This is a genomic window from Rhodococcus (subgen. Prescottella) equi (assembly GCF_003013675.1).
GTDB classification, from domain to species: Bacteria; Actinomycetota; Actinomycetes; order Mycobacteriales; family Mycobacteriaceae; genus Prescottella; species Prescottella equi.
The window spans coordinates 1441600-1463499 of the sequence record NZ_CP027793.1 but is presented as its reverse complement, the minus strand read 5'-3'; the positions used below and the strand labels follow the sequence as shown (position 1 = coordinate 1463499).

General features: G+C 68.2%; 19 protein-coding genes and 1 pseudogene. 9 read left to right on the top strand and 11 right to left on the bottom strand.

Translation table 11 applies throughout. From position 1 onward, the window contains the following. Positions 1-161 precede the first annotated feature (161 nt). From C7H75_RS07055 to C7H75_RS07035, 5 genes are all read right to left on the bottom strand, one after another. Entirely contained in the window at positions 162-1823 is a 1662-nt protein-coding gene (locus C7H75_RS07055; protein ID WP_106851144.1) for an HNH endonuclease signature motif containing protein, read from the bottom strand. Positions 1824-2468: 645 nt separating this feature from the next. After that, positions 2469-2942: a DUF6508 domain-containing protein gene (locus tag C7H75_RS07050; RefSeq protein ID WP_106851143.1), complete on the bottom strand. Its 474-nt coding sequence runs from the start codon at positions 2940-2942 to the stop codon at positions 2469-2471. Further along, entirely contained in the window at positions 2939-4120 is a 1182-nt protein-coding gene (locus C7H75_RS07045) for a restriction endonuclease subunit S (protein ID WP_106851142.1), read from the bottom strand. Before C7H75_RS07045 ends, C7H75_RS07050 begins: the two co-directional genes overlap by 4 nt. After that, positions 4117-5739 carry a class I SAM-dependent DNA methyltransferase gene (locus C7H75_RS07040; RefSeq protein WP_106851141.1) on the bottom strand — a complete coding sequence of 541 codons (1623 nt, stop codon included), beginning with the start codon at positions 5737-5739 and terminating at the stop codon, positions 4117-4119. Before C7H75_RS07040 ends, C7H75_RS07045 begins: the two co-directional genes overlap by 4 nt. Positions 5740-5741: 2 nt before the next feature. After that, positions 5742-7823 (bottom strand): hypothetical protein, encoded by a 2082-nt coding sequence (locus C7H75_RS07035; protein WP_233281871.1) that lies wholly within the window; start codon positions 7821-7823, stop codon positions 5742-5744. Positions 7824-7981: 158 nt separating this feature from the next. On the opposite strand from C7H75_RS07035, the gene C7H75_RS07030 reads away from it, so the two are divergent. After that, a complete protein-coding gene (locus C7H75_RS07030; protein WP_106851139.1) occupies positions 7982-8887 on the top strand; it encodes an RNase H family protein in 906 nt (301 codons plus the stop codon). Between the two features lie 9 nt (positions 8888-8896). On the opposite strand, the gene C7H75_RS07025 is transcribed toward C7H75_RS07030, so the two are convergent. Beyond that, a complete protein-coding gene (locus C7H75_RS07025; protein WP_106851138.1) occupies positions 8897-10525 on the bottom strand; it encodes a fatty acyl-AMP ligase in 1629 nt (542 codons plus the stop codon). 158 nt (positions 10526-10683) lie between these two features. Here C7H75_RS07025 and C7H75_RS07020 point away from each other — a divergent pair, with 158 nt between their 5' ends. From C7H75_RS07020 to C7H75_RS07010, 3 genes are read left to right on the top strand one after another with little or no spacing between them, the layout of a single operon-like run. Further along, a complete protein-coding gene (locus C7H75_RS07020) occupies positions 10684-12360 on the top strand; it encodes a peptide chain release factor 3 (protein ID WP_013415240.1) in 1677 nt (558 codons plus the stop codon). Then, positions 12357-13025 (top strand): nicotinamide riboside transporter PnuC, encoded by a 669-nt coding sequence (gene pnuC, locus C7H75_RS07015; RefSeq protein ID WP_005514725.1) that lies wholly within the window; start codon positions 12357-12359, stop codon positions 13023-13025. The genes C7H75_RS07020 and pnuC overlap by 4 nt, the downstream gene beginning before the upstream one ends. A gap of 28 nt (positions 13026-13053) precedes the next feature. Next, positions 13054-13923, top strand: a complete 870-nt coding sequence (locus C7H75_RS07010) for an LLM class F420-dependent oxidoreductase (protein WP_013415238.1) — start codon at positions 13054-13056, stop codon at positions 13921-13923. Between the two features lie 11 nt (positions 13924-13934). Here C7H75_RS07010 and C7H75_RS07005 read toward each other — a convergent pair whose 3' ends face one another. After that, positions 13935-14384 carry a MarR family winged helix-turn-helix transcriptional regulator gene (locus tag C7H75_RS07005; RefSeq protein ID WP_005514729.1) on the bottom strand — a complete coding sequence of 150 codons (450 nt, stop codon included), beginning with the start codon at positions 14382-14384 and terminating at the stop codon, positions 13935-13937. A gap of 145 nt (positions 14385-14529) precedes the next feature. Here C7H75_RS07005 and C7H75_RS07000 point away from each other — a divergent pair, with 145 nt between their 5' ends. The 5 genes and pseudogenes from C7H75_RS07000 (at position 14530) to C7H75_RS06980 (ending at position 19181) form a co-directional block, all read left to right on the top strand. After that, positions 14530-15726, top strand: a complete 1197-nt coding sequence (locus C7H75_RS07000; RefSeq protein WP_106851137.1) for an MFS transporter — start codon at positions 14530-14532, stop codon at positions 15724-15726. Between the two features lie 43 nt (positions 15727-15769). Next, the gene (locus C7H75_RS06995) at positions 15770-16597 is read left to right on the top strand and encodes an aldo/keto reductase (RefSeq protein WP_022594637.1); all 828 of its coding nucleotides are present in this window, start codon (positions 15770-15772) and stop codon (positions 16595-16597) included. Positions 16598-16717: 120 nt separating this feature from the next. Then, the gene (locus C7H75_RS06990; protein ID WP_064058919.1) at positions 16718-17170 is read left to right on the top strand and encodes a hypothetical protein; all 453 of its coding nucleotides are present in this window, start codon (positions 16718-16720) and stop codon (positions 17168-17170) included. A gap of 22 nt (positions 17171-17192) precedes the next feature. After that, the gene (locus C7H75_RS06985; RefSeq protein ID WP_005514737.1) at positions 17193-17894 is read left to right on the top strand and encodes a response regulator transcription factor; all 702 of its coding nucleotides are present in this window, start codon (positions 17193-17195) and stop codon (positions 17892-17894) included. Continuing rightward, a pseudogene (locus C7H75_RS06980) lies at positions 17891-19181 on the top strand (sensor histidine kinase). The gene C7H75_RS06985 and the pseudogene C7H75_RS06980 overlap by 4 nt, the downstream one beginning before the upstream one ends. Positions 19182-19187: 6 nt before the next feature. Here C7H75_RS06980 and C7H75_RS06975 read toward each other — a convergent pair. Genes C7H75_RS06975 through C7H75_RS06960 form a run of 4 tightly spaced genes read right to left on the bottom strand, consistent with a single transcriptional unit; the run spans position 19188 to position 21863 of the window. Further along, positions 19188-20225, bottom strand: a complete 1038-nt coding sequence (locus tag C7H75_RS06975) for an enoyl-CoA hydratase/isomerase family protein (RefSeq protein WP_106851136.1) — start codon at positions 20223-20225, stop codon at positions 19188-19190. 22 nt (positions 20226-20247) lie between these two features. Further along, on the bottom strand, positions 20248-20952 hold the full coding sequence (locus C7H75_RS06970) for a pyridoxine/pyridoxamine 5'-phosphate oxidase (RefSeq protein WP_106851135.1): 705 nt from the start codon (positions 20950-20952) through the stop codon (positions 20248-20250). A gap of 9 nt (positions 20953-20961) precedes the next feature. Then, positions 20962-21372: a VOC family protein gene (locus tag C7H75_RS06965; RefSeq protein ID WP_005514741.1), complete on the bottom strand. Its 411-nt coding sequence runs from the start codon at positions 21370-21372 to the stop codon at positions 20962-20964. Then, positions 21369-21863 carry a nuclear transport factor 2 family protein gene (locus tag C7H75_RS06960; RefSeq protein WP_005514743.1) on the bottom strand — a complete coding sequence of 165 codons (495 nt, stop codon included), beginning with the start codon at positions 21861-21863 and terminating at the stop codon, positions 21369-21371. Before C7H75_RS06960 ends, C7H75_RS06965 begins: the two co-directional genes overlap by 4 nt. Positions 21864-21900: the final 37 nt, after the last annotated feature.

Below are 21900 nucleotides of genomic sequence, written 5' to 3'. Positions count from 1 at the left end.
TCATTCGACGGTCCGCGTGTATCCAACGATGGCGCGAGCGTTCGTCTTTCGGCAGAAGTCCCGCAGGACATCGTCCGGGGCGGACAGTGTGCTGCACGAACCGAGGTGTTCGGCTATGCGAGTTTCGACCGAAAGAGTGACACAGATGGTTACCTCCGCCGTCAGAAGGGCGGGTCACTGTCGACGTAGTCGACCACGAGGACCGGTTCCCGCCGCTGGTCGGGATGCCGCGGCACGTGCCCGCGGCGGCGGCGTTGCCGGTAGGCGGCCTGGCGTGCCGGTGGGACGTGCAGGTCGACGAGAAGCCCGAGTTCCTGCTCGACCGGGGACCGGTGCAGCTTCGCGAGCGTCCGGGTGTCGGTGAGCCGGGCCCGAACCTGCTCGGGCACTCCGCTATAGAGGTCGTCGGCGTAGAGGCCGTCGAGGCTGAACGGGCCCTCGGGCGCGGTGGTGACGGTGCGCCCGGCCGGATCCGTCCAGTCCAGGCGTCCACCGTCGCGCTGGCGCACGGTCCAGTACCCGATCGTCTTGAGCCGGTGATGTTTCCGGCACAGGCACGCGAGATTGTTCTCCACGGTCAGTCCGCCCGCACCGGGATTGTCGTGGTCGAACGGGACCGTGTGGTCGAGGTCGCAGGCCGCGGCCGGGACGGTGCAGTTCGGGAACCGGCACACCCCGTCGCGGATGCGGACGGTGGCCGCGAGTGCGTCCGACGGCGTGTACGTGGTCTCCCGGAATCGGACGGCCACCCGGGCGGGCGGGAGCGTCGGGGCCGATCTAGCACGTCCGATCCCGGCGATCGCACCGGGCGTCCGGGCCGCGCCGGCCGCGCCGGCCGCACCGACCGCACCGACCGCACCGACCGCACCGACCGCACCGACCGCCGGATTAGTGGCGAGTCGTGCCCGGTCCTGGTCGCTGAGCGTGAGGACCTGCTTCCAGGTGCCGTCGGCCGCAAGGTCGCGGACCAGGTCGGCGTCGATGGGTCCGTGCCCGAACAGGAAACCGGGGGCGTCGTCGAACCCCAACAGGGTGGCGGCACTGACCCCGACGAGGATCTGCACCTGCACATTCGCGGCCGTGGTGTCGGGGTGGGCGCGGGCCGTGCAGTCGGCGCGCCCGCACGCGCAGTCCAGGTGGGTGTGCCCGGACGCGAGCGCGACCAACGCATCCGCCCGCCGCTGCGCCATCGTCCGCGGATCCCGGCCGCACACGTCCCGGCTCATCGCCTGCAATCGGCCGGACACGATGCGGCCGCCGACCGCGGGCAGGATTCCGTCGAGATCGGTCAATCCGTCGTCACGCGCCAGCACCCGCACGTCCCGATCCGATTCCGCGGCCTTGCGGCGTTCGGCGACCCCGCCCGGGTCCAGGCGGGCGATCAACCGGCGGGCCCGCGCCTTCAATTTCGTCGTGGACACCCGATCCGCGCCATCCAGCAGGCGTTCCTCGACCACGTCCAGCACCTCGTCGGCGACGTTCGCCAGCACCTCGTGCAGGGCGTGGGCCTTCGCCAGATCGATCCGGCCCGACCGGAACGCCTCCCGCACCCGATGCAGCCGCACCCGCAACTCGTAGCCGAGGCCGATCATCCGCTGCGCCGCCGACTCCGTCAGCCCCAGAATCCCCGCCACCTCGACGTGCGCGAACTCGCCCTCCCGGGACTCGCTGCGGCCCGCCCGCCGGTCCTCCGCGCACCGCGCCTCGAACAGATCCGTCACCGCATCGACCTCGCAGAACTGCTCCCGAGCAATCCGCGCATGCATCCCGCGCAGAACGTCGGTCACATCCACGGTGTCGAGAACAGCCCCCTGTCCGAACATACATTCGAGTCTACCGATTGTTGGCGCCTCTGTCAGCGCTTTCGCGACCCGGATTCGATCAGGAGCGCGTGTTCCAGCGCAGACGGAGATCATCGACCGACGGCGGCGTCGTCGTGCCGCTGGATTTCGTCGGTCGCACGGATGACCGGGGACCTCGAGTAGTGGCCTGCGCCGACTGTGCGGCACTACGACGTTCCGCGAGTGCATGCATCGCTTCCCGTCCTTCGGCACGGACGGCGGCAACGCCCGGGAGCTCACTCGTCGAGGGGACAGCGTGGTCGAGCGGTCGGGCGCCCCACCTTTGAACGAGGCTGGCGATCGCCAGCCACGTGCACATCCCGGCGAAGAAGCCGGCCACGACGCGCAGGTAGGGACTGATGGTATTCATGGCCTTTCCAAACTTCGCCGTGGCAAGGCTTCCCGCCTGCCGACATGCCGCTATTGTGACAGTCGACACCGACAGGTTTCGGCACGACTCGCCTATCCGTCGCTGGATTGATCAGCGCGAACCAGTCTCGTCACGAGACTCAACACCGTACCGACGTCGAACCGCGACGGCTCAGTGCCGTAGGCCTGACTCACGGTGACGCAGGCGAGCCCGGTAGACGACAGCTCGACCGAGCCGTCGCCTCAGGGGCTGGTCGGTCACCGCTCACCCGCGTCCGGCCGGAAGTCGAGCAGACGTGCGATAAGCGCTGGTAGGAAGCCGTTCTCGAACGCGTCGGTGAGCGCCCACACCGAGGACCCCTCGACTCCGACAACGCCGGTCATCAGCCCGAGGACCTCGCCGGGGCCGAGAACCGGGGCGAGGTTCCGAATGCCGTGCAGGTTCAGCAGATCACCGCCGCCATCCCACGCGGCCCAATCGAAGCCGGGGACGACGAGACCGTTGTCGCGGACGAAGGCGACGACAGCCCCCGCGAGGGGGTCGAACTTCTCCCCCTCGCGATCCCACGGTGCCCGGTAGTCCGACTTGCCAGCCGGCCAGCGAGCGTTGACCTGGTCGACGAATGACCGCAACTGCGCCCAAGCGGCCGGGGTCAACGCGGCAACCGCCTGCTGTGTCGCGGACTCGTAGGAATCGGGCTGTCCTGCGCTCGTTCGACTCCCGTCGATCACAACACCTCCTCGATCTGACGCTCCGCATCGCGGACACGGAGTTCGCCGGACATCAGGCGTGGGAGGAGGGTGTCGCGGGTGGCGGCGAGGGTCCGGGATTCCTCAATCGCGTTCAGCCGTAGACGGCCCAGTGCGGTGATTGCACTCAAGACACCGTCGGGCAACGAACGAGGATCGACGATCTCTGTAGCCAGAAGATCCGCAGGCTTGACTCGCTGGTGACTACCCGACGTTCCCGCAACTTTCGATTCCAACTGCACAGACACTACTGGCTCGCGCAGCAATGCCCACAAGACCGACGTGGAACAGTAGCGCGGTTCCAGCACGAGGAACTCCGTTGACGCGTACGCAGGTTCCGGCCCAACCGTCGGCACATCCCAAACCCGCGGAAAACGTGGATTGAGCTTGGAGATTAGCACCGACGGCCGCTCGATCAGAAACTTCGCACTCTTGATCGTGACTGGGTCGTCCAACGCGGGTATACCACCTTCATCGAAGGCAGGAAGGCTGTAGTGAGCCACAACGTCGGAGTCCATGCTCTCGGGGCTATGATTCCGGCGATTGTGTTCAACAACGTCGGCAATGGCTGTACGCATGCCATTGGCCGCCTGAACTTGAAGCACCGCGACTTCATCAATCGCACCAATCAGCTTGCGGTTCGCGGCGATCTTGTCGTCGAGGGCACCGAGGACGTCGGCGATGGCGCGCTGTTCATGAATTGGAGGAAGTTCAAGGACCATCGATCGTGCCGCGCCGACATTGAAGTGCTGCTGAACGGCGCCAACCAACATCGAGTTCACGAATCCTGCAGCCGCGCTGTTAATGTAATAGCTCAACCAATATGGATCGACATCACCGCATGGTCGGGTGATAACCAAATCAGAGCAATTAGCCGAGCCCCATTCGTTCGGCACGACTGCCGTCGCGCCGGGGCTGCCAGTTCGCACGGTAACGACATCACCAGGACGCAGTGCCGATTTCTTTAGACGCGAATGGAATTCTTCCGGAATGTACCTGACGTCGGACAGGTCGAATCCATGCGGAACAACGTTCTGCGAACGCAAGAAGATCACACCGTCCCCGACATACTCACTGGCCATCGAGCCGACGTGCCCAACAGTGACTTCTGCAAAGTCTCCAAGCTTGACCCTGCGCCACTGTTCTAGTGAGCGAGTCACTTCACCCTCCCCAACTGCTCACGCACGACCGCCTGCAACCGTGCTGCCTCGTCGAACTGCTCGAACAATTCCTTGGTCAACCGCTCCAACTTCTCCGCGATCGGTTCCCCGTCGTCCTCGATGGGCGCGGCACCGACGTAGCGACCCGGTGTGAGCGCGTAATTGGCCTCCTTGATCTCCGCGAGAGTCGCCGAATAGCAGAAGCCGGGCTCATCGGCATACTCAGCGCCGGCAGCGGATTCCGTTCCGCGCCAGGCGTGGAACGTGCCCGCAATCTTGGCGATGTCGTCGTCGCTGAGCGCCCGCTCGGCGCGATCGACCATGTAGCCCATGTTGCGGGCATCGATGAACAGCACCTGGCCCTGACGGTCGATGGAACCCTTGGGTCCGACCGCCTTGTCCTTGGCGAAGAACCACACACACACCGGAATGCCGGTGCTGCGGAACAACTGCGTGGGCAGCGCGATCATGCACGACACCAGATCGGCCTCGACCAACCGAGCGCGGATCTCGCCCTCGCCACCGGAATTCGACGACATCGACCCGTTCGCCATCACCACACCGGCGCTGCCGCGCTCGGACAGCTTGGAGATGATGTGCTGAATCCACGCGTAGTTGGCGTTGCCGACCGGCGGCACACCGAACTTCCAGCGCTTGTCGTCTTCCTTGCGCGTCCAGTCCTTGATGTTGAACGGCGGATTCGCGAGGACGTAGTCGGCCAACAGGTCCGGATGCTTGTCCTGCGCGAACGTGTCCTCCCACCGGTCCCCCAGATTGCCGGTGATGCCGTGGATCGCGAGGTTCATCTTCGCCATCCGCCATGTGCGCTCGTTCAACTCCTGGCCGTACACGGCCACCTCGGTCGGGTTGCCGCCGTGGCGTTCGATGAACTTCTCGGTCTGCACGAACATGCCGCCCGAACCACAGCAGGGGTCGTAGACCCGTCCGCTGTACGGCTCGAGCATCTCCACCAGCACCCGCACCACACCGGCAGGGGTGTAGAACTCGCCGCCGCGCTTGCCCTCGGCGCGCGCGAACTTTTCCAGGAAGTACTCGTACACCTCACCGAGCAGGTCCCGGGCCTTGGTCGCACCGTGTCCGGTGAAGCGGGTGTCGTTGAACAGATCGATCAGCTCGCCGAGGCGGCGCTGATCCACACTCGCATTGTTGAAGATCGTCGGAAGCGTGCCCGCCAGAGTCGCGTTGGCCTGCATCAACTCCCGCATCGCGGCGTCGACCAACTCGCCGACCGTCCGGCCCTCGACGCCGACGGCCTCCTGGATGCCCTTCGCGTTCTGCGCGAGATACGACCACCGTGCCGGCTCCGGCACGTAGAAGACGCTACCGCCGACGTACTCGTCCTCGTCGTCGATCAGATACGAGATCTGCTCGTCGTTCATCCCGTCCGCGATCAGTTCCGCGCGGATCTGCTCGCGGCGCTCGTCGAACGCGTCCGAGACGTACTTGAGGAACACCAACCCCAGGATCACGTCCTTGTACTGGGACGCATCCATGGACCCGCGCAGCTTGTCCGCGGCCTTCCACAGCGTGTCCTTCAGTTCTTTCATCGTCGACGGCGCGGAGACCGCGGCCTTGTCGGTCCTCTTCCTGGGTGGCATTGTCAGCCTTTCTCTGGGACGTTCTGGGGCGCCGGCGCGACGGTGAGCGCACCATGCGCCACACCGTCCACCAGCGTGGTGGTCAAGTTGTCGAGGGTCTCCAGCAGCGTTCGGGCTGCGGCGCGGCGGGCACGGAGATCCGCCAGCGCCGCGGTGAGCGCGGGCACGTCGTCCGGACTCACCCGCGGCACCTCCCACTGCCGCCACGCCGATCCGCCACGGATCGCGCCGGGCGGCTTCTGCGCTCCGACACGCGAAAGAATCTGCTGGGCAACAAGTTCCGGTATGATGCCGGATCGATGCGGGTCCGCGACCCGCAGGATTCGCGCCGGCGATTGCACCACCGAGGCGCCCACGTGGTCGACGAGCGCACCGAACGACGATCCGGTGCAGAACACGATGTCGCCCGGCTCGGTGTAGCGGCCGCTCGGATAATGGGCGGTGAAGGTGAGTCGGTCGATGCCCCTGCTACCGACCGGGCAGCGGCCCGTCACCTCGTCCACGCCGATCACCGGCACGGTGCCGTCCGGTTCGATGTCGTCGGCGTCGAGGCGGTTCCCTGACACCAGTTGCAGCTCTTTCGCGTCCGCCAACTCCCCCGCCGTGGGTGCGCGCCCGCCGCCGGGATCCCGGTATTCGACCCGCAACGCCTGCCCCGCGTGGACTCCGTCGGCGGCCACATCGGCGGCACCGGCGAGTTCGAGGACCCGTGCGGCGATCTCCGCGGGTGCCGGTCGCAGGCGGTGGACGCGTGGCGCGGCGGTAAGCGCACCGGACTGCGCCAGCAGTTCCGACGTCCGACAGGCGTGGCCGAACCGGAAGGCGTGCGCCCGCACTGCCCGCGCGGACCCCATCGCCGCCGCAACGTCGGCCAGGACACCGTCGATGACGTCGTCCGACAGCTCCAGGGCGCCGAGATCCGCGAGCACCATGTGCCGATCCGCGGCCGGCACCGAGTTGTCGACGCCGCCCAGCACCCAGAGCGCCATCGGCAGACCCGGCCGCGCCGGCAGCAAACCCTCGGGCAGCCGGATCGCCGCGCGCAGATGACCGGACCGCAGCAGCCCCGACCGGATCGACTCGCACTCGCGGTCCCGCAGTCGATCGACGAGCGCAGCCGACGGACCGATGATCACCGCACGCTGACCCGGACCCATCTGCATCGCGATGTTGTCGATCTCCGCGAGGATCTCGGCATCGGTGTAGTCGATCGTCGACGGCGACGGGTACTGCGTGATGAACATCGCCGGTCGGTCCAGACTGAAGCCGTCGCCGAAACCGCTGTCCGGAGCGGGGATTCGCCCCACCCGATGAGTGGCGAGTCGACGCCGCGCTCTTCTCGCGCCCGGCGTGCTCGACGGGCCCGTCATGACAGTGAGATCGTGATACTCCGGCAGTGCCTCCCGGACGGCGACGAGCAGATCGGCGTTCTCCGGAGCAGGGTCGACGAACAGCGGGGATCCGTCCTCGGCCAGTGCCGCACCCATCCGGGCGCACAGCGCGAGAGCGCGGGCGCCGAGCGTCGTGTCGGACAATGCGGACCAGCGATCCCGGAACCGTCTGGACATCAACGCTTCGACCGCGTGCGCCGGGGTGAACGCCGAGTCGGCCATCCGGTCGACGTGCGTCGCAACCATGCCGAGGTGCTCGCCCAGGGCTTCGAGCTCCGAGTAGAGGAACTCGTCGTCCGGGTCCAGCTCGTCGGCCCGGTCCAGCAGTTCGTCGGTGCCGAGTTCGCCCACCTGCTCGTCGAGCAGCGCCTTGACACAGAGCAAGGCGGTGATGCCGTCGGCGACGGTGACCGGGTCCATCCCGGATGCGTGCTCGAAGGCGGCATACATCGCCATGTCCCGGGCGAACGAGTCACTGTTGCCCAGCCCGCGCGACTGCACCCACCCGGCGACCTCGACCGCATCGAACTTGGCCGTCCGGCCGTCCCGCGAGACCGGGCGGGGGAAGGGTCGATCAGCATCGTTGCGGAAACGCTTCGTCCACATCGTTACGACGGGACGCTGCACCTTCGCCAGGGCCGCGATATCGCGCATGGTGAGCAGGAGCATGGGCGACGTACTCGGCTGCTGCACGCGTCACGCCCCTCCTGAACAGACCATCGGCCCCGGTCGGTGCCGCCCCGAGAAATCTAGCCGATCGAACGACCGGTTCCGGGAAGTCGCTCCATCGACTACCTGATAACAGGGGTTATCGCACTTCACGCCGAATCTTGTCAGTCGTATCAGGCATTGTGTTCGACATCCGTACCACCGACATGAAGGGGACGCCGTTGCTCGCAGTCATCCACATCCGCCGAACCCAAGCCACGAACCGTGACCGCTCCCGCGCGGTCGCCGTCTGGCAGACCGGCACCGCGACCGAGACCCGCCTGTTCGTCCGCGACGACGCGAGCGACGCGTCCTACTACGGTGCCGGGCTCGATGCTTTCACGCTGCTGCTGGAGCTCGCGGCCGCGGCGTCCGAGCCCCTGCTCCTGCACGTCACCGACGGCACGCTGCGCCGGGAGATCGCCGCCGTCGTCGACGCGTTCCCCTCGGTGACGATCGCCGGTGTCGCCCGCGGCACGATCCTGCAGCTCACCCTCACCGCACTCGACGTCCTCGACGCGGACGACCGCGACCGCACGGCCGTCGACGAGGAAGACGAACGCGCCCGGGTAGCGGCGCTGCCGGAGCTGACGGTCGCCACCGACGCCTCCAAGTCACGCCGCCGGGGAGTCGGCGTGGCCTGTGTGAGCTCGGACGGCGTCCGGCACCAGCGGATGGTTCCCAACGTCACGACGGTGCTCGAGGGCGAGCTGCTCGCGATCGAACTGACGATCGACCGGTTCGCCGGGCGGCGCCTGCACATCCTCACCGACAGCCAGGCCGCGCTTCAGCACCTCGGGATACTGGAGAGGCAGTGGCCGATGCGGGCGACCGGCGGGACGAAGGCCGCCGTGGCCCGCGTCCACGAGGCGATGCGGGGCCGCGAGATCCGGATGTCGTGGGTGCGCGGGCACGCCGGGCACCTGCTCAACGAGACCGCTCACCGGCTCGCCATGGCGATGCGCCGCGCCCACGAGGCGCACATCCCGACCGAGACGCGGCGCGCCATCGCCGAGCAGATCGTCGAACCGCTGCGCGGCGCAGCCTGATCCGGTCGTTCAGAGCAACCCGATCGAACTCGACCGCCGCAGCTTGCCGGACGACGTCTTGGGCAGCGAGCCGGGAGCGAGGACGGCGACAGTGCGTGGGCGCACACCGACCTCCGCGACGACGGCGTGCGCCACCTCGTGTTCGATCCGCCGGACCTCGTCCTCGTCGTCGATGGCGTTCGTTTCCACGGCAACCGCGAAACTCTCGCGCTTGTCGCCGGCGTCGAGGCGGATCGCGGCGGCGTTGCCGGGCCGCACACCCGCGACGGCGCCGGCGGCGCGTTCGATGTCGGTGGGATAGATGTTGCGGCCGCCCATGATGATGACGTCCTTGACGCGGCCGCACACCACGACGAGGTCGTCCTCGGTGAAGTAGCCGATGTCGCCGGTGTTGATCCACCCGTCCGCGTCCTGCGTCGCGACGGGGCCGTCGACGGTGAGATATCCAGGGGTGACCGACTTTCCACGCAGCTCGATCACTCCGACCGCGCGCTTGGGCAGTTCCAGCCCGTCCCGGGCGACGACGCGTCCCTCGAGTCCCGGTACGAGCGGACCGAGCGTCGCCATCGCGCGCGCATTGGCGCGGGTGGAACGGACGGCGAGTCCGCCGGCCTCCAGCAGATCGGGATCGACGCGGTCGAGGACGAGCCCTCGGCCGGGTTGCGGCACCGAAACCGCAAGGGTCACTTCGGCCATTCCGTAGGTCGGAGCGAGCGCGAGCGGGTCCAGCCCGAACCGGGCACCGGCGTCGGCGAGCGCGATCATGGTGTCGGGATCGACCGGCTCGGCTCCGTTGAGCAGGACTCGCATCGACGACAGGTCGTACTCGCCCGCCGGCGCCTGCGCGAGACGTCGGGCAAGCAGCGAGTACGCGAAGTTCGGTGCCGCGGTGACGGTTCCGCGGTATTTGCCTATCAGCTCGGCCCACAGCAGCGGCGTCCGGAGGAAATCGAGCGGCGTGATGTGGACGGTGGTGGCACCGATCTGCATCGGGACGGTGAGGAACCCGATCATTCCCATGTCGTGGAACAGCGGCAGCCAGCTGATCATCACATCGCGTTCGGGACTGAACTCGACCCGGTCGATCATCGCGTACGCGTTGGCGTAGAAATTCGCGTGCGTGAGTTGCACGGCCTTGGGCGATCCGGTGGAGCCGGAGGTCAACTGCTGCAACGCGATGTCGGACTCCGCGGTCTCGACGGGGTCGATGTCGTGGCCGTCGCGCATCGACTCGATCGTCACCACCTCGATGCCGCGCTCGACGAGCAGTGGCACGGCCGCCTCGAACGGCGCCCCCACCACCACCGCAGCAGCGGAGATCATCCGGATGATCGCCTCGGTGTCCTGCGCCCACACCTGCAGATCGGTACGCGGGGTGGGCTGGTGCAGCATCGTCACCGACCCGCCGCGCATCCAGATCGCCTGGCACGCGGGCGCGATGTCGACAGGCATGCCGGCGAGGACACCGATCGCGTCGCCGGACCCGATACCCGCATCCGCGAGGGCACCGGCCATACGACGGGCGATCGTGTGGACCTCGCCCCACGACTGGCGGAGCGGCGCATCGGGCTCACCCGTGATCAACACCTGCGCACTGGTCGCGGCGGTGGCATACATCTCGTCGGTGAACTTGCTCATCGAAGGCTCCTGCAGGCTCCTGCCGATACCTGTGCGGACACTACGACTGCGCGGCCGATCTCCGACACGTATATCCGGAAGCGGTGCCGACCTGTTACTCCGGCGAACGCCCCGAGTACGCTGGTAGCGGCCCCGATTCCCTTCTGAGAGGTTCACCGTTGACCAGCGCGCCCGACTCGGCCGAGATCACGACCGCCGAGAAGGCGTCGACCACCGCTCCCAAGAACCTCGCCGGTGAGGCGGCCCGGCGACGGACGTTCGCCGTCATCTCCCACCCAGACGCCGGCAAGTCGACGTTGACCGAGGCCCTCGCGCTGCACGCGAAGATGATCTCGGAGGCGGGCGCGGTGCACGGCAAGGCCGGCCGCAAGTCCACGGTCTCCGACTGGATGGAGATGGAGAAGGCCCGCGGCATCTCGGTGTCGTCGACGGCCCTCCAGTTCAACTACCACTCGGACGAGACTCCCGACGACCAGATCAACGTCGTCAATCTGGTCGACACCCCCGGTCACTCCGACTTCTCGGAGGACACCTACCGCGTCCTCACCGCGGTCGACGCCGCCGTGATGCTGATCGATGCCGCGAAAGGCCTCGAGCCGCAGACCCTGAAGCTGTTCCAGGTGTGTCGCCACCGCGGTATCCCCGTCATCACCGTCATCAACAAGTGGGACCGACCGGGTCGCACCCCGCTGGAGTTGCTCGACGAGATCGACGAGCGCATCGGCCTCACCCCCACCCCGCTGTACTGGCCGGTCGGCATCGCCGGCGATTTCCGTGGACTGCTGCGCCGCGGGGAGGACGGGGCCCCGAGCGAGTACATCCGTTTCACCCGCACCGCGGGTGGCGCGAAGATCGCGCCCGAAGAGGTCATGGACGCCGACGCCGCCCTCGAGCGTGAGGGCGACGAATGGGTGACCGCCGCGGAGGAGAGCGAACTGCTCTCGGCCAGCGGCCAGGATCACGACCAGGAACTGTTTCTGGCCGGGCAGACGTCACCGGTGATCTTCGCGTCCGCGATGCTCAACTTCGGTGTCCGTCAGATCCTCGACACGCTCGTGGCGCTCGCCCCCGCACCGGGCGCCCGCAAGGATGTCGCCGACGAGCCGCGCGAGGTCACCGACCCGTTCAGCGCCGTCGTGTTCAAGGTGCAGGCGGGCATGGACACCGCGCACCGCGACCGCCTGGCGTTCATGCGCGTAGTCTCCGGCGTGTTCGAGCGCGGCATGGTCGTCACGCACGCGCAAACCGGCAAGCCGTTCGCCACCAAGTACGCGCTGACGGTGTTCGGCCGTGACCGCAACACGGTCGAGAACGCGTACCCCGGCGACATCGTCGGCCTGGTCAATGCCAATGCGCTGGCCCCGGGCCACACGCTGTTCTCCGAGAAGAAGGTGGAGTTCCCGCCGATTCCGTCGTTCGCGCCCGAGCACTTCTCGGTGCTGCGCGCGGAGAGTGCGAGCAAGTACAAGCAGTTCCGTCGAGCCGTCGACCAGCTCGAATCCGAGGGTGTCGTGCAGATCCTCCGCAACGACATCCGCGGTGACGCGTCCCCGGTCATGGCGGCCGTCGGTCCCATGCAGTTCGAGGTGGTCGCGGCCCGCATGAAGGCCGAGTTCAACGTCGAGGCCCGGATGGAGCCGCTCGGCTACGCCCTCGCCCGGCGCACCGACGCCGAGTCCGCCGTCGAACTCGGCCGTCAGCGCGGCGTCGAGGTGTTCACCCGCAACGACGGGGTGCTGTTGGCTCTGTTCAGCGACAAGTGGCGGCTGCAGTACATCCAGAAGGAGATGCCGGAGCTGACACTCGAGCCGTTGGTCGCCGCAGGCGATCAGTGAGTTTCCTCCAGACGCTCTTCGACGCCGAACTCCACGTCGGCGGCGCCACGATCCTGTGGCGCGAGATCGTCGGGAACGCGTTCGGTATCGCGTCGGCGATCGGCGGGATGAAGCGCGTCGTGTGGGCGTGGCCGGTGGGCATCATCGGCAACGCGCTGCTGTTCACGGTGTTCATGGGCGCGCTGTTCCACACGCCGCAGAACCTCGACCTGTACGGCCAGGCCGGCCGCCAGCTGCTGTTCATCACCGTGAGTGCATACGGCTGGACGCGCTGGCTCCAGTCGCGGCACGACTCCGGCAAGGCGGTGCTCCCGCACTGGGCGTCCACCCGCGCACGAGTGGGGATGATCGCGACGATGGCGATCGGCACCGTCGCGTTCGCGAAGGTGTTCGAGATGCTCGGCTCGTGGGGACCGTGGCCCGATGCCTGGATCTTCACCGGTTCGATCCTCGCCACCTACGGCATGGCGCGCGGGTGGACCGAGTTCTGGTTGATCTGGATCGGGGTCGACGCCGTGGGCGTTCCGCTGCTCTTCAGCGGCGGCTACTACCCGTCGGCCCTGCTGTACCTCGTGTACGCGGCCTTCGTGCTGTGGGGTTTCGCGGTGTGGTTGCGAATCCAGCGGCAGTCCGCGCCGCAGTCGACGGCGATCACCGCGGAATGATCCACCGACCGGTCCGGTTGGAACCGGTATGGCAGCGGTCACACACGACACGGCAGATACCCCTTCGTACGGAAAGTTCGGCGTCTGGCGACACGCCTTCGGGCTGCAGCCCGAGGTGGGCGCCGAGATCGAACGCCTCGGCTACGGCGCGATCTGGGCCGGCGGGTCTCCCCCCGCCGACCTGCAGGTGGTCGAGGACCTGATCGCCGGCACCGAGACGATCACCGTCGCCACCGGCATCGTCAACATCTTCTCGGCACCGGCCGACGAGATCGCGAAGTCCTACCAACGCATCGAGTCCCGCCATCCCGGACGCTTCGTCCTCGGCATCGGCGTCGGCCACCCCGAGGTGCCCGGTATGGGCGCCGAGAAGCCGTACGACGCCCTCGTTCGGTACCTCGACGTCCTCGACGACGCCGGTGTCCCGAAGCACCGGCGCGTCCTGGCCGCGCTCGGCCCGAAGGTGTTGCAGCTCGCGGCCGATCGCACGGCCGGCGCACACCCGTATCTGACGACGCCCGAGCACACCCGGCAGGCGCGGGAGATCATCGGCCCGGACGCACTGCTCGCTCCCGAGCAGAAGGTGGTGCTGAGCACCGACTCCGGCGCCGCCCGCGCCACCGGCCGGGAGGCCGTCGAGAACCCGTACCTGCATCTACGGAACTACCGCCGCAACCTCGAACGCCTCGGTTTCCCGACCGAGGAGCTCGACAACGGAGGCAGTGACCGCGTGATCGACGCACTCGTCGCGCACGGAGACGCGGCCGCGATCGCCCCGCGGCTCACCGCGCACCTCGACGCCGGAGCCGACCACGTCGCGATCCAGGTGCTGCCGATGGCGGGCGACCCGCTGCCGGCGCTGCGAGAGCTGGCCTCGGCGCTGAACATCGGCGGGTAACCGCCGCCCTCCTACGGCGCGGCGTGCAGCAGCGGCAGCGCGTCGACGAGGGGTGCCAGTTCGGGCACCCCTCGCGCCTCGGCGAGCGCGCGCTCGAGCGTCGCGTCGTGGACAGGCCGCGCCTCCTCGAGTAGTTCACGCCCAGCCGGGGTGAGCTCGGTGTAGATCCCACGCCGGTCGTCCGCGCACAGGATCCGGGTGAGCAGGCCCCGGTCCTCGAGCCGATTCACCAGACGGGTCGTGGCACTCGCGCTGAGCGCCGCCGCACGGGCCAGTTGCTGCATGCGCATGTGCCAGCCGTCCTGCCTGCTCAGGGCATCCATCACCGTGTATTCCACGACCGAGAGCTCGGCCTCTGCCTGCAGTGATCGCTCGAGTTCGGACTCGATCAGCCCGTGCAGCGCGGCGAGAGTGCGCCACCCCTGCGACCTGATCTCGACCGCATCGTCCCTGATGCCCACGATGCCCCTTTCCTGGTGACGAGCCTTACATCTTCAAATAGTTGCTTGCGCGGGATATCTACGCGTGCAACTATTTATCCAGCGCCTGCAACTAACAGCTTACGCGCCCTATCTGCTCTCACCGCGCTTTCAAGGAGCACCCCACATGCCCATAGGCCTCATAGCCCTCGCTCTCGGCGGGTTCGGCATCGGATTGACCGAGTTCGTCATCATGGGCCTCCTGCCCGAGGTCTCCACCGACTTCGCAGTCAGCGAGGCCACTGCGGGCTGGCTCATCTCCGGCTACGCACTCAGCGTCGTGGTCGGCGCACTGGTCCTGACCGCTGCCGTCACCCGACTCCCCCGCAAACCTGTCCTCGCCGGATTGATGGTCCTCTTCGTCGTCGGGAACACGCTCTCGGCGCTCGCCCCGGACTTCCCCACCATGCTGCTGGGACGTGTCGTCGCGGCGCTCTGCCACGGAGCCTTCTTCGGTATCGGCGCCGTCGTGGCCGCCGACATGGTTGCGCCCCACAAGAAGGCGGGCGCGATTGCCGTCATGTTCACCGGCCTCACGGCAGCGAACGTGCTCGGTGTCCCCTTCGGAACACTGTTGGGGCAGGCCGCGGGCTGGCGCTCGACGTTCTGGGCGATCAGCGCGATCGGCGTCGTCGCCCTTGTCGGCATCCTCGCACTGGTCCCCGTCACTGAGCGCGGCACCGCAGGAACCACCGGGCTACGCGGCGAACTGCGAGCCTTCCGCTCCGGCCAGGTGTGGGCCTCGATCGCCATCACGGTCCTCGGCTACGGCGGGATGTTCGGCGCCTTCACGTACATCGCGTTCACCCTCACGTCGGTCAGCGGCTTCGACAGCGCGACGGTGCCGTGGCTGCTCATGGTGTTCGGTGTGGGTCTGTTCATCGGAAACACGCTGGGCGGCAAGGCCGCCGACCGCAACGTCGACGCCACCCTTCTGGCGGCGCTGTCCGTGTTGACCGTCGTCCTCGCCGTCTTCGCGCTGACCGCCGCGAGTGCCGTGATGGCGGTCGTGTCCCTGCTGCTGATGGGCATCTTCGGGTTCGCGACCGTACCCGGCCTGCAGATGCGCGTCATGAAGTACGCCAGCGAGGCTCCCACTCTCGCGTCCGGCGCCAACATCGGCGCCTTCAACGCGGGCAACGCGTTCGGTGCCTGGATCGGTGGCGTCACCATCTCGGCGGGTCTCGGTTACACCTCACCGATCTGGGCCGGAGCCGCCATCACCCTGGCCGCCGTCGCTGTCATGGCACTCGCGGCCCGAAAGGCGAACTCCCGCAATGGAGTCGAACTCGCACCCCGCACCGGCGACCTCGCCGGTGTCTGACCGTCCCCAACCGACCGACCTTCACCCACACCCAAGGAGAATCATGTCCACCGTTCCCAGCATCACCCTGAACAACGGCGTCACGATGCCGCAGATCGGCTTCGGAGTCTTCCAGGTTCCCGACGACGAGACGACGGCGGCGGTGACCGCTGCACTCGACGCCGGGTATCGCTCGATCGACACCGCGGCCGTCTACGGAAACGAGTCCGGCACCGGAAAAGCTCTGGCCGCCTCCGGGATCGCGCGCGACGAGTTGTTCGTGACGTCCAAGTTGTGGAACACCGACCAGGGCTACGACGCCACTCTCGCGGGCTTCGACGCGAGCCTGGACCGTCTCGGCCTCGACTACCTCGACCTGTACCTGATCCACTGGCCGGCCCCCGCCCAGGATCGATACCTCGACTCCTGGCGTGCCCTCGAAAAGCTGTACTCCGATGGACGCGTCCGGGCGATCGGCGTCTCGAACTTCCTGCCCGAGCACCTGCGTCGGGTACTCGATTCCGGCTCGATCGTCCCCGCCGTCAACCAGATCGAGCTGCACCCCGCACTGCAGCAGCGCGACGTCGTCGAGTTCGCCGACGCCCACGGCATCGCCACCGAAGCCTGGAGCCCGTTGGCGCAGGGCGCGGTCCTCGACGACGCGTCGATCGCACGGATCGCGGCCACCCACGAACGGACACCCGCGCAGGTCGTCCTCCGTTGGCACCTGCAGCAGGGACGCATCGTCATCCCGAAGTCGGTGACGCCGTCACGAATCCGCGAGAACCTCGACATCCTCGGCTTCGAACTCTCGGCCGCCGAGCTGGCAGAAATCGATGCACTGGACCGCGACGGACGGACCGGACCGCATCCGGCGGAGTTCAACGGCTAGACCGCACCCGACGACCCTCACCAACCCCTAACAGTTCGTTAACGGGGACCGATATCCGCGCCCATAGCTTGGCCGGTGTCGGTGCCACCGGGGCACCGACACCGAGCCAGGAGGCCGCACATGAACAAGAACGTCGTCACCCGCCGCCGCATCGCGGTCGCCGCCGCGAGCATCGCAGCCGCCGGAGCCCTCGCAGTGCCCGGCGTCGCCTGGGCGCAGAACGCCATCCCGGGTGGTTCCCCCGTGGCCGTCGCCGCCGTGAACAGTGTCGCCGCACCGGCCACATCCGTGATACCCGCTGCCACGGCCTCCCCCGACGAAGCCGTCTGCGGCCTGACGGTGGCGCCGCTGACGGACACGGAACTGCAGACGCTGCGCGACGGTGGGGTCGTCACGAAGGAGGTGGAGACGGTCTCGGAGACAGGTGAGTCGTCGACCGTCTCGTTCTCGATGGCCGCCGCCGTCACAGCGGCCGACGAGACGGCCGCCGCGCCCGTGGAATTCCCCGCGGACGTCGCAGCGACGGCAAGCGATTCCGTCGCTGCGACCACGGTCACAGCGCAGGCCTGCTGAGCACCCCGAGGGCACGGGCACTATGGATGCAGTGACCGACAGCGCCCGTATCCTGCTCGTCGACGACGACCCCAAGGTCCTGTCGTCCCTCACGCGGGGGCTCCGACTCTCCGGTTTCGAACTCGATACCGCCGACGACGGAGCTTCCGCGCTGCGGGCCGTCTCCGAGTCCCGCCCGGACGCGATCGTGCTCGACGTGAACATGCCCGTCCTCGACGGGGTGAGCGTCGTCACCGCGCTACGGGCGATGGGGAACGATGTTCCGATCTGTGTGCTCAGCGCGCGCAGCACAGTCGGCGACCGGATCGCGGGACTCGAGGCCGGGGCCGACGACTATCTCACCAAACCGTTCGAACTGGGCGAGCTCGTCGCCCGGCTGCGCGCGCTGCTCCGCCGGGCGCCGCGGACACCGGCGCCGGCCGGGACTGTCACGGTCGGACCGTTGGAGGTGGACCTGCCGGGCCGCCGCGTCCACATGGGAGGCGAGCGAATCGACCTCACCAAACGGGAATTCGATCTGCTCGAGGTTCTCGCCGAGAACGCCGGCATCGTGCTCAGCCGGGTCCGACTGCTGGAGCTGGTGTGGGGCTACGACTTCGACGCGGACACCAACGTGGTGGACGTCTTCGCGACGTACCTGCGGAGAAAGTTGGAGGCCGGTGGCAGGCCGCGAGTGCTGCATACCGTGCGGGGAGTCGGCTTCGTACTCAGGGAGCAGCCGTGACCGTGCGCCGCCCGTCGCTGTCGCTGCGCGCCCGTGTCGCCGTGGTCTCCGCACTCGCCGCGGCGATCGTGATCGCCGCGATCGGTGTGGCGTTCGCGGTGTTCCTCCGGGTCAACGGCTCCGAGCAGCTCGACCGCACCCTCGATTCGGTATCGCTGAGCGTCGCCCCCGCCACTTCCGCGCCGAACGACTTCCCGGCAGGTCCTCCCGAGATCGCCGCACTCGACGGCTATTCGACCCCCGCGGTGTCCGAACCGGTCCGCACGACCACGATCGACGGTGCCGCGGTGCGCGCGAAGGACGTCACCATCGCCGGCACTCTCGGCGAGGTGATTGCCGTGTCCGTACCGGAGGACGCCCTCAGCCGGGCCATCCGGGAACAGCAGTGGCAGGTCGCGGGGGTGGCCGTTGCCGCGATCGCGGTGGCCGCCGGCCTCGGATGGCTCCTCGCCGGCCGTGCCGTGCGCCCGCTGCAGCGACTCGCGGCAGCCACCCACACCGTGGGGGACGAACTACCCGCGTCGCTCCCGGACATCCGCGGGGCGCGCGAGGCGGAGGAACTCGGTGAAGCGATCCGACACATGCTCGATCGAATCGGAAAGGCCCAGAGTCGAACTCAGGACGCACTGGGAGCGGCGCGCGATTTCGCGGCCGTCTCCGCCCACGAACTGCGCACACCGCTCACGTCGATGCGCACCGATCTCGAGGTGCTCGCGACGATGCCGCTCACCGAGACCCAACGCGCCGAGATCCTGCGCGAACTGCGCTCCACCGAACGGCAGATCGAGTCGACACTCACCGATCTCGAAAGCCTCGCGGTGGGTGAACTCTCCGATCCCGCCGATCACGAGGACGTCGATCTGGTGGAACTGGCGGACCGCTGTGTCCAGGAATCGTCTCGGCGCCTGCCCGACGTGGACGTCCGGCTGACGGCACCGGCATCGTCGTCCCCGATGCGCGGCCTCCCGTCCGGACTACGATCCGTCCTCGACAACGCCGTCACAAACGCCGTCCGGCACGGCCGCGCCGATCGCATCGAGATCACCGTCGCCGCGACTGCCCACGCGATCACGATCACCGTCGACGACAACGGCGTCGGCGTAGGAAGACGAGCGGACGGCGGTGTTCGAGCGCTTCGCCCGCGGAGCGTCCGCCCACCCCGTCGGGTCCGGGCTCGGGCTCGCACTCGTCGCCCAACAAGCCGCACTGCACGGCGGCACCGCCGAACTGACCGACAGTCCGCTCGGCGGTGCCCGGCTGCGGCTCGACCTGCCGAGAACCGACTGACGGATACTATTGCGCCGGCTCGGCCGTGATCTCGGTGAACAGCGCCTCGATCGCCTCGGCGTCGATGTCGTCGATCGACGGCGGATTCCACGACGGGTTGCGGTCCTTGTCGACCAGCACGGCCCGCACGCCCTCGATGAAGTCGGCGTTGCGGGTCACCTCGGCGCCGAGCACCAGCTCGAGGTCGAGGCACTGCTCGAGAGTCAGGTCCGCACCCCGGCGCACCAGCTCCGCGGTGATCCACAGGCTGCTGGGAGCCAGCGTGGTGAGAGCCTCACGGGTCTGCTTGGTCCACTCGTCGTCGCCGGTCAAGCGCGCCACCATGTCGGTGATGGTGCCGGAGCCGAACACTCGGTCGATCTCGCCCGCCTGATCCTTCAGCTGGGACGCCGGCGCGTCGGTGGTGTGCTTCGCCAGCACCGCGTCCAGATCCGTGCCGCTCATCGCCCGGATGGCGTCGGCGAGCGCCCCGAGCTCGTCGCTCGGCACGAAGTGAGTCGCCAGGCCGGCGAAGACGGCATCGCCGGCCGTCGCGCGGGCCCCGGTCAGCCCCAGGTACATCCCCGTCGCACCGGTGAGCCGCGGCAGGAAGTAGCTGGCACCGATGTCGGGGAAGAAGCCGATGGCCGTCTCCGGCATCGCCAGGCCGGCCTTCTCCGTGACCACCCGCACCGACCCGTGCACCGAGATGCCGAGACCGCCGCCCATCGCGTGGCCGTCGATGAGCGCGACGTACGGCTTGGGGTAGTTCGCGATGAGCGCGTTGAGCTTGTACTCGGCAGCGAAGAACGCATGGACCGCGTTGTGGTCGCGGTCGAGGGCGGACTGGCGGACGGACTTGATGTCGCCGCCCGCGCAGAAGGCGCGTTCCGACGCGCTGGTCACCAGCACCGCCGTGATCGCGTCGTCGTCGCGCCACTTGGTCAGCGCGGCGTACATGTCGCGAATCATGCTGCCGTCCAAGGCGTTGAGCGCCCTCGGTCGATCGAGCACGATCTCCGCGACGTTTCCGTGCACCTGGGTCTGGATGAACGAGGCCATCACATCTCCCTTTCTGTCGAACTGTTCACGGCCACAACGCGTCGGAGCGCCAACCCGACCCCTCCGGGGGACGGAGGCGTCGGTAGCGGACACGCAGGTGCCGTCGGCCCGGGTCTGCGTGCCAGAACTCGACTGTCGCCGGAACCAGACACCAAGCCTGCCAGGTTGCCGAAACGAACGATCGGTCGGCCTCCATGTCGGATTCCGCGGCCCGGACGGCAGCGTCGTACTCTGCGGCGTCGGCGAGGATCTCGCTCTGCCGACTCGCCGCGGCCGCCGCCCGCGCCGTGATCGACCGCTCGCGGAAGTCGCGGGCGGTCACGTCGGCGTCGCCCCGCTCGACTCGACCGCAGACCCGCACCTGACGGCCCTGTTCGCGCCAGTAGAAGGTCAGTGCCGCGGCGGGATGCGCGCCGAGCTGACGGGCCTTCGGCGACCGCCGGTCGCTCGAGAACCACCATCCCCGCTCGGTGACGTCCTTGAGCAACAGCGTCCGGGCGTCCGGATCGCCCGCCGGATCGACCGTCGACAGCGTCGCGACGTGCGGTTCCGCGACGCCCGCGGCGACCGCCTCCCCCAGCCACGACACGAACAGCGCGACCGGGTCGGTGGGCAGGTTCGGGTCGCCGGGCATCGGCAGACCGCTCGGCGGCGGTGACGTCGCCGCGCCCGGAATGGCGCGGATCCAGCTGCGGGTGTCGGGGAAGTCGGCGGGAGACGGAACGGCCACCGACCGACCCTATCGAGCGGAGTCGCCCTTCGCCGGGCCCGAGAGCATCCAGCGATGCCCGAAGGGGTCGATCAGCGTCGCGTTGCGCCGACCGTAGTTCTCGGAGATCCAGCGCTCGACGGTGCCGCCCGCGTCGTGGGCACGTTCGAGCACCGCATCGGTGTCGTCGACCGGGAGCATCAGACTCACCGAGGTGGCACCCGACTCGGGGGCCGTCAGCCCCATCTCCGGGAACTCCTCCGCGAGGTAGATCAACCCGGTAGGCAGGCGCAGCTCGGCATGTCCGATCCGCCCGTCGTCCATCACGATCGGCTCGCCCACGACCTCAGCCCCGAAAGCCTTCCGATACCACTCGAGCGCCTCCCGCGCCCCGCGTACCGTCAGGTAGGGCAGGGCACCGGCGGGCGGGAATGCGGTCACGGCGCCACCCCGGACACCCCCGGCTGCGGCGACCCGATGAGGGCCCAGCGGTTGGAGGTGAGACGGAAACTGGGCACGTCGACCAGCGAGTACACCGATTCGTAGGTGCGCTCGTACGTCGTGGCGGCGATCTTCCACCGTCCCGCCGAGTCCCTGGTGTAGCGGTCCTGATAGAAGGCGGCGCCGTGCATCACCATCTGATCGCCCGGCACCACGACGGTGTCGGACAGGTACCAGATTCCCGTCGCGGTGTCGCCGTGGACGTCGATCTCGGGATGCCCGCAGTGGTGTTCGGTGATCACGTGCGGGCCGAGCGTGTCCTGCAGGAAGGAGACGAACGCGTCGCGCGAGTCGAACCGCAGATGCTCCGCGTACGTGGCGGTGACGTCCGGCATGAGTGTCTCCGCGAAGTCCGCCCACGACTTGGTGTCGAGAGCGCGCACGTACCGGTACTTGAGCCGACTGATCTCGGCTATCGCCTCCAGATCCACGATGCCCGCCCTCCACCCGCGCGTACGGTGACAACTG

Excerpts from the sequence above, each read along its gene's own strand:
- C7H75_RS07055 (WP_106851144.1), bottom strand. The coding sequence starts at position 1,823 with ATGTTCGGACAGGGGGCTGTTCTCGACACCGTGGATGTGACCGACGTT.
- C7H75_RS07010 (WP_013415238.1), top strand. The coding sequence starts at position 13,054 with ATGGCAGCGGTCACACACGACACGGCAGATACCCCTTCGTACGGAAAG.
- C7H75_RS07040 (WP_106851141.1), bottom strand. The coding sequence starts at position 5,739 with ATGCCACCCAGGAAGAGGACCGACAAGGCCGCGGTCTCCGCGCCGTCG.
- C7H75_RS06990 (WP_064058919.1), top strand. The coding sequence starts at position 16,718 with ATGAACAAGAACGTCGTCACCCGCCGCCGCATCGCGGTCGCCGCCGCG.
- C7H75_RS07025 (WP_106851138.1), bottom strand. The coding sequence starts at position 10,525 with ATGAGCAAGTTCACCGACGAGATGTATGCCACCGCCGCGACCAGTGCG.
- C7H75_RS06995 (WP_022594637.1), top strand. The coding sequence starts at position 15,770 with ATGTCCACCGTTCCCAGCATCACCCTGAACAACGGCGTCACGATGCCG.
- C7H75_RS06985 (WP_005514737.1), top strand. The coding sequence starts at position 17,193 with ATGGATGCAGTGACCGACAGCGCCCGTATCCTGCTCGTCGACGACGAC.
- C7H75_RS07000 (WP_106851137.1), top strand. The coding sequence starts at position 14,530 with ATGCCCATAGGCCTCATAGCCCTCGCTCTCGGCGGGTTCGGCATCGGA.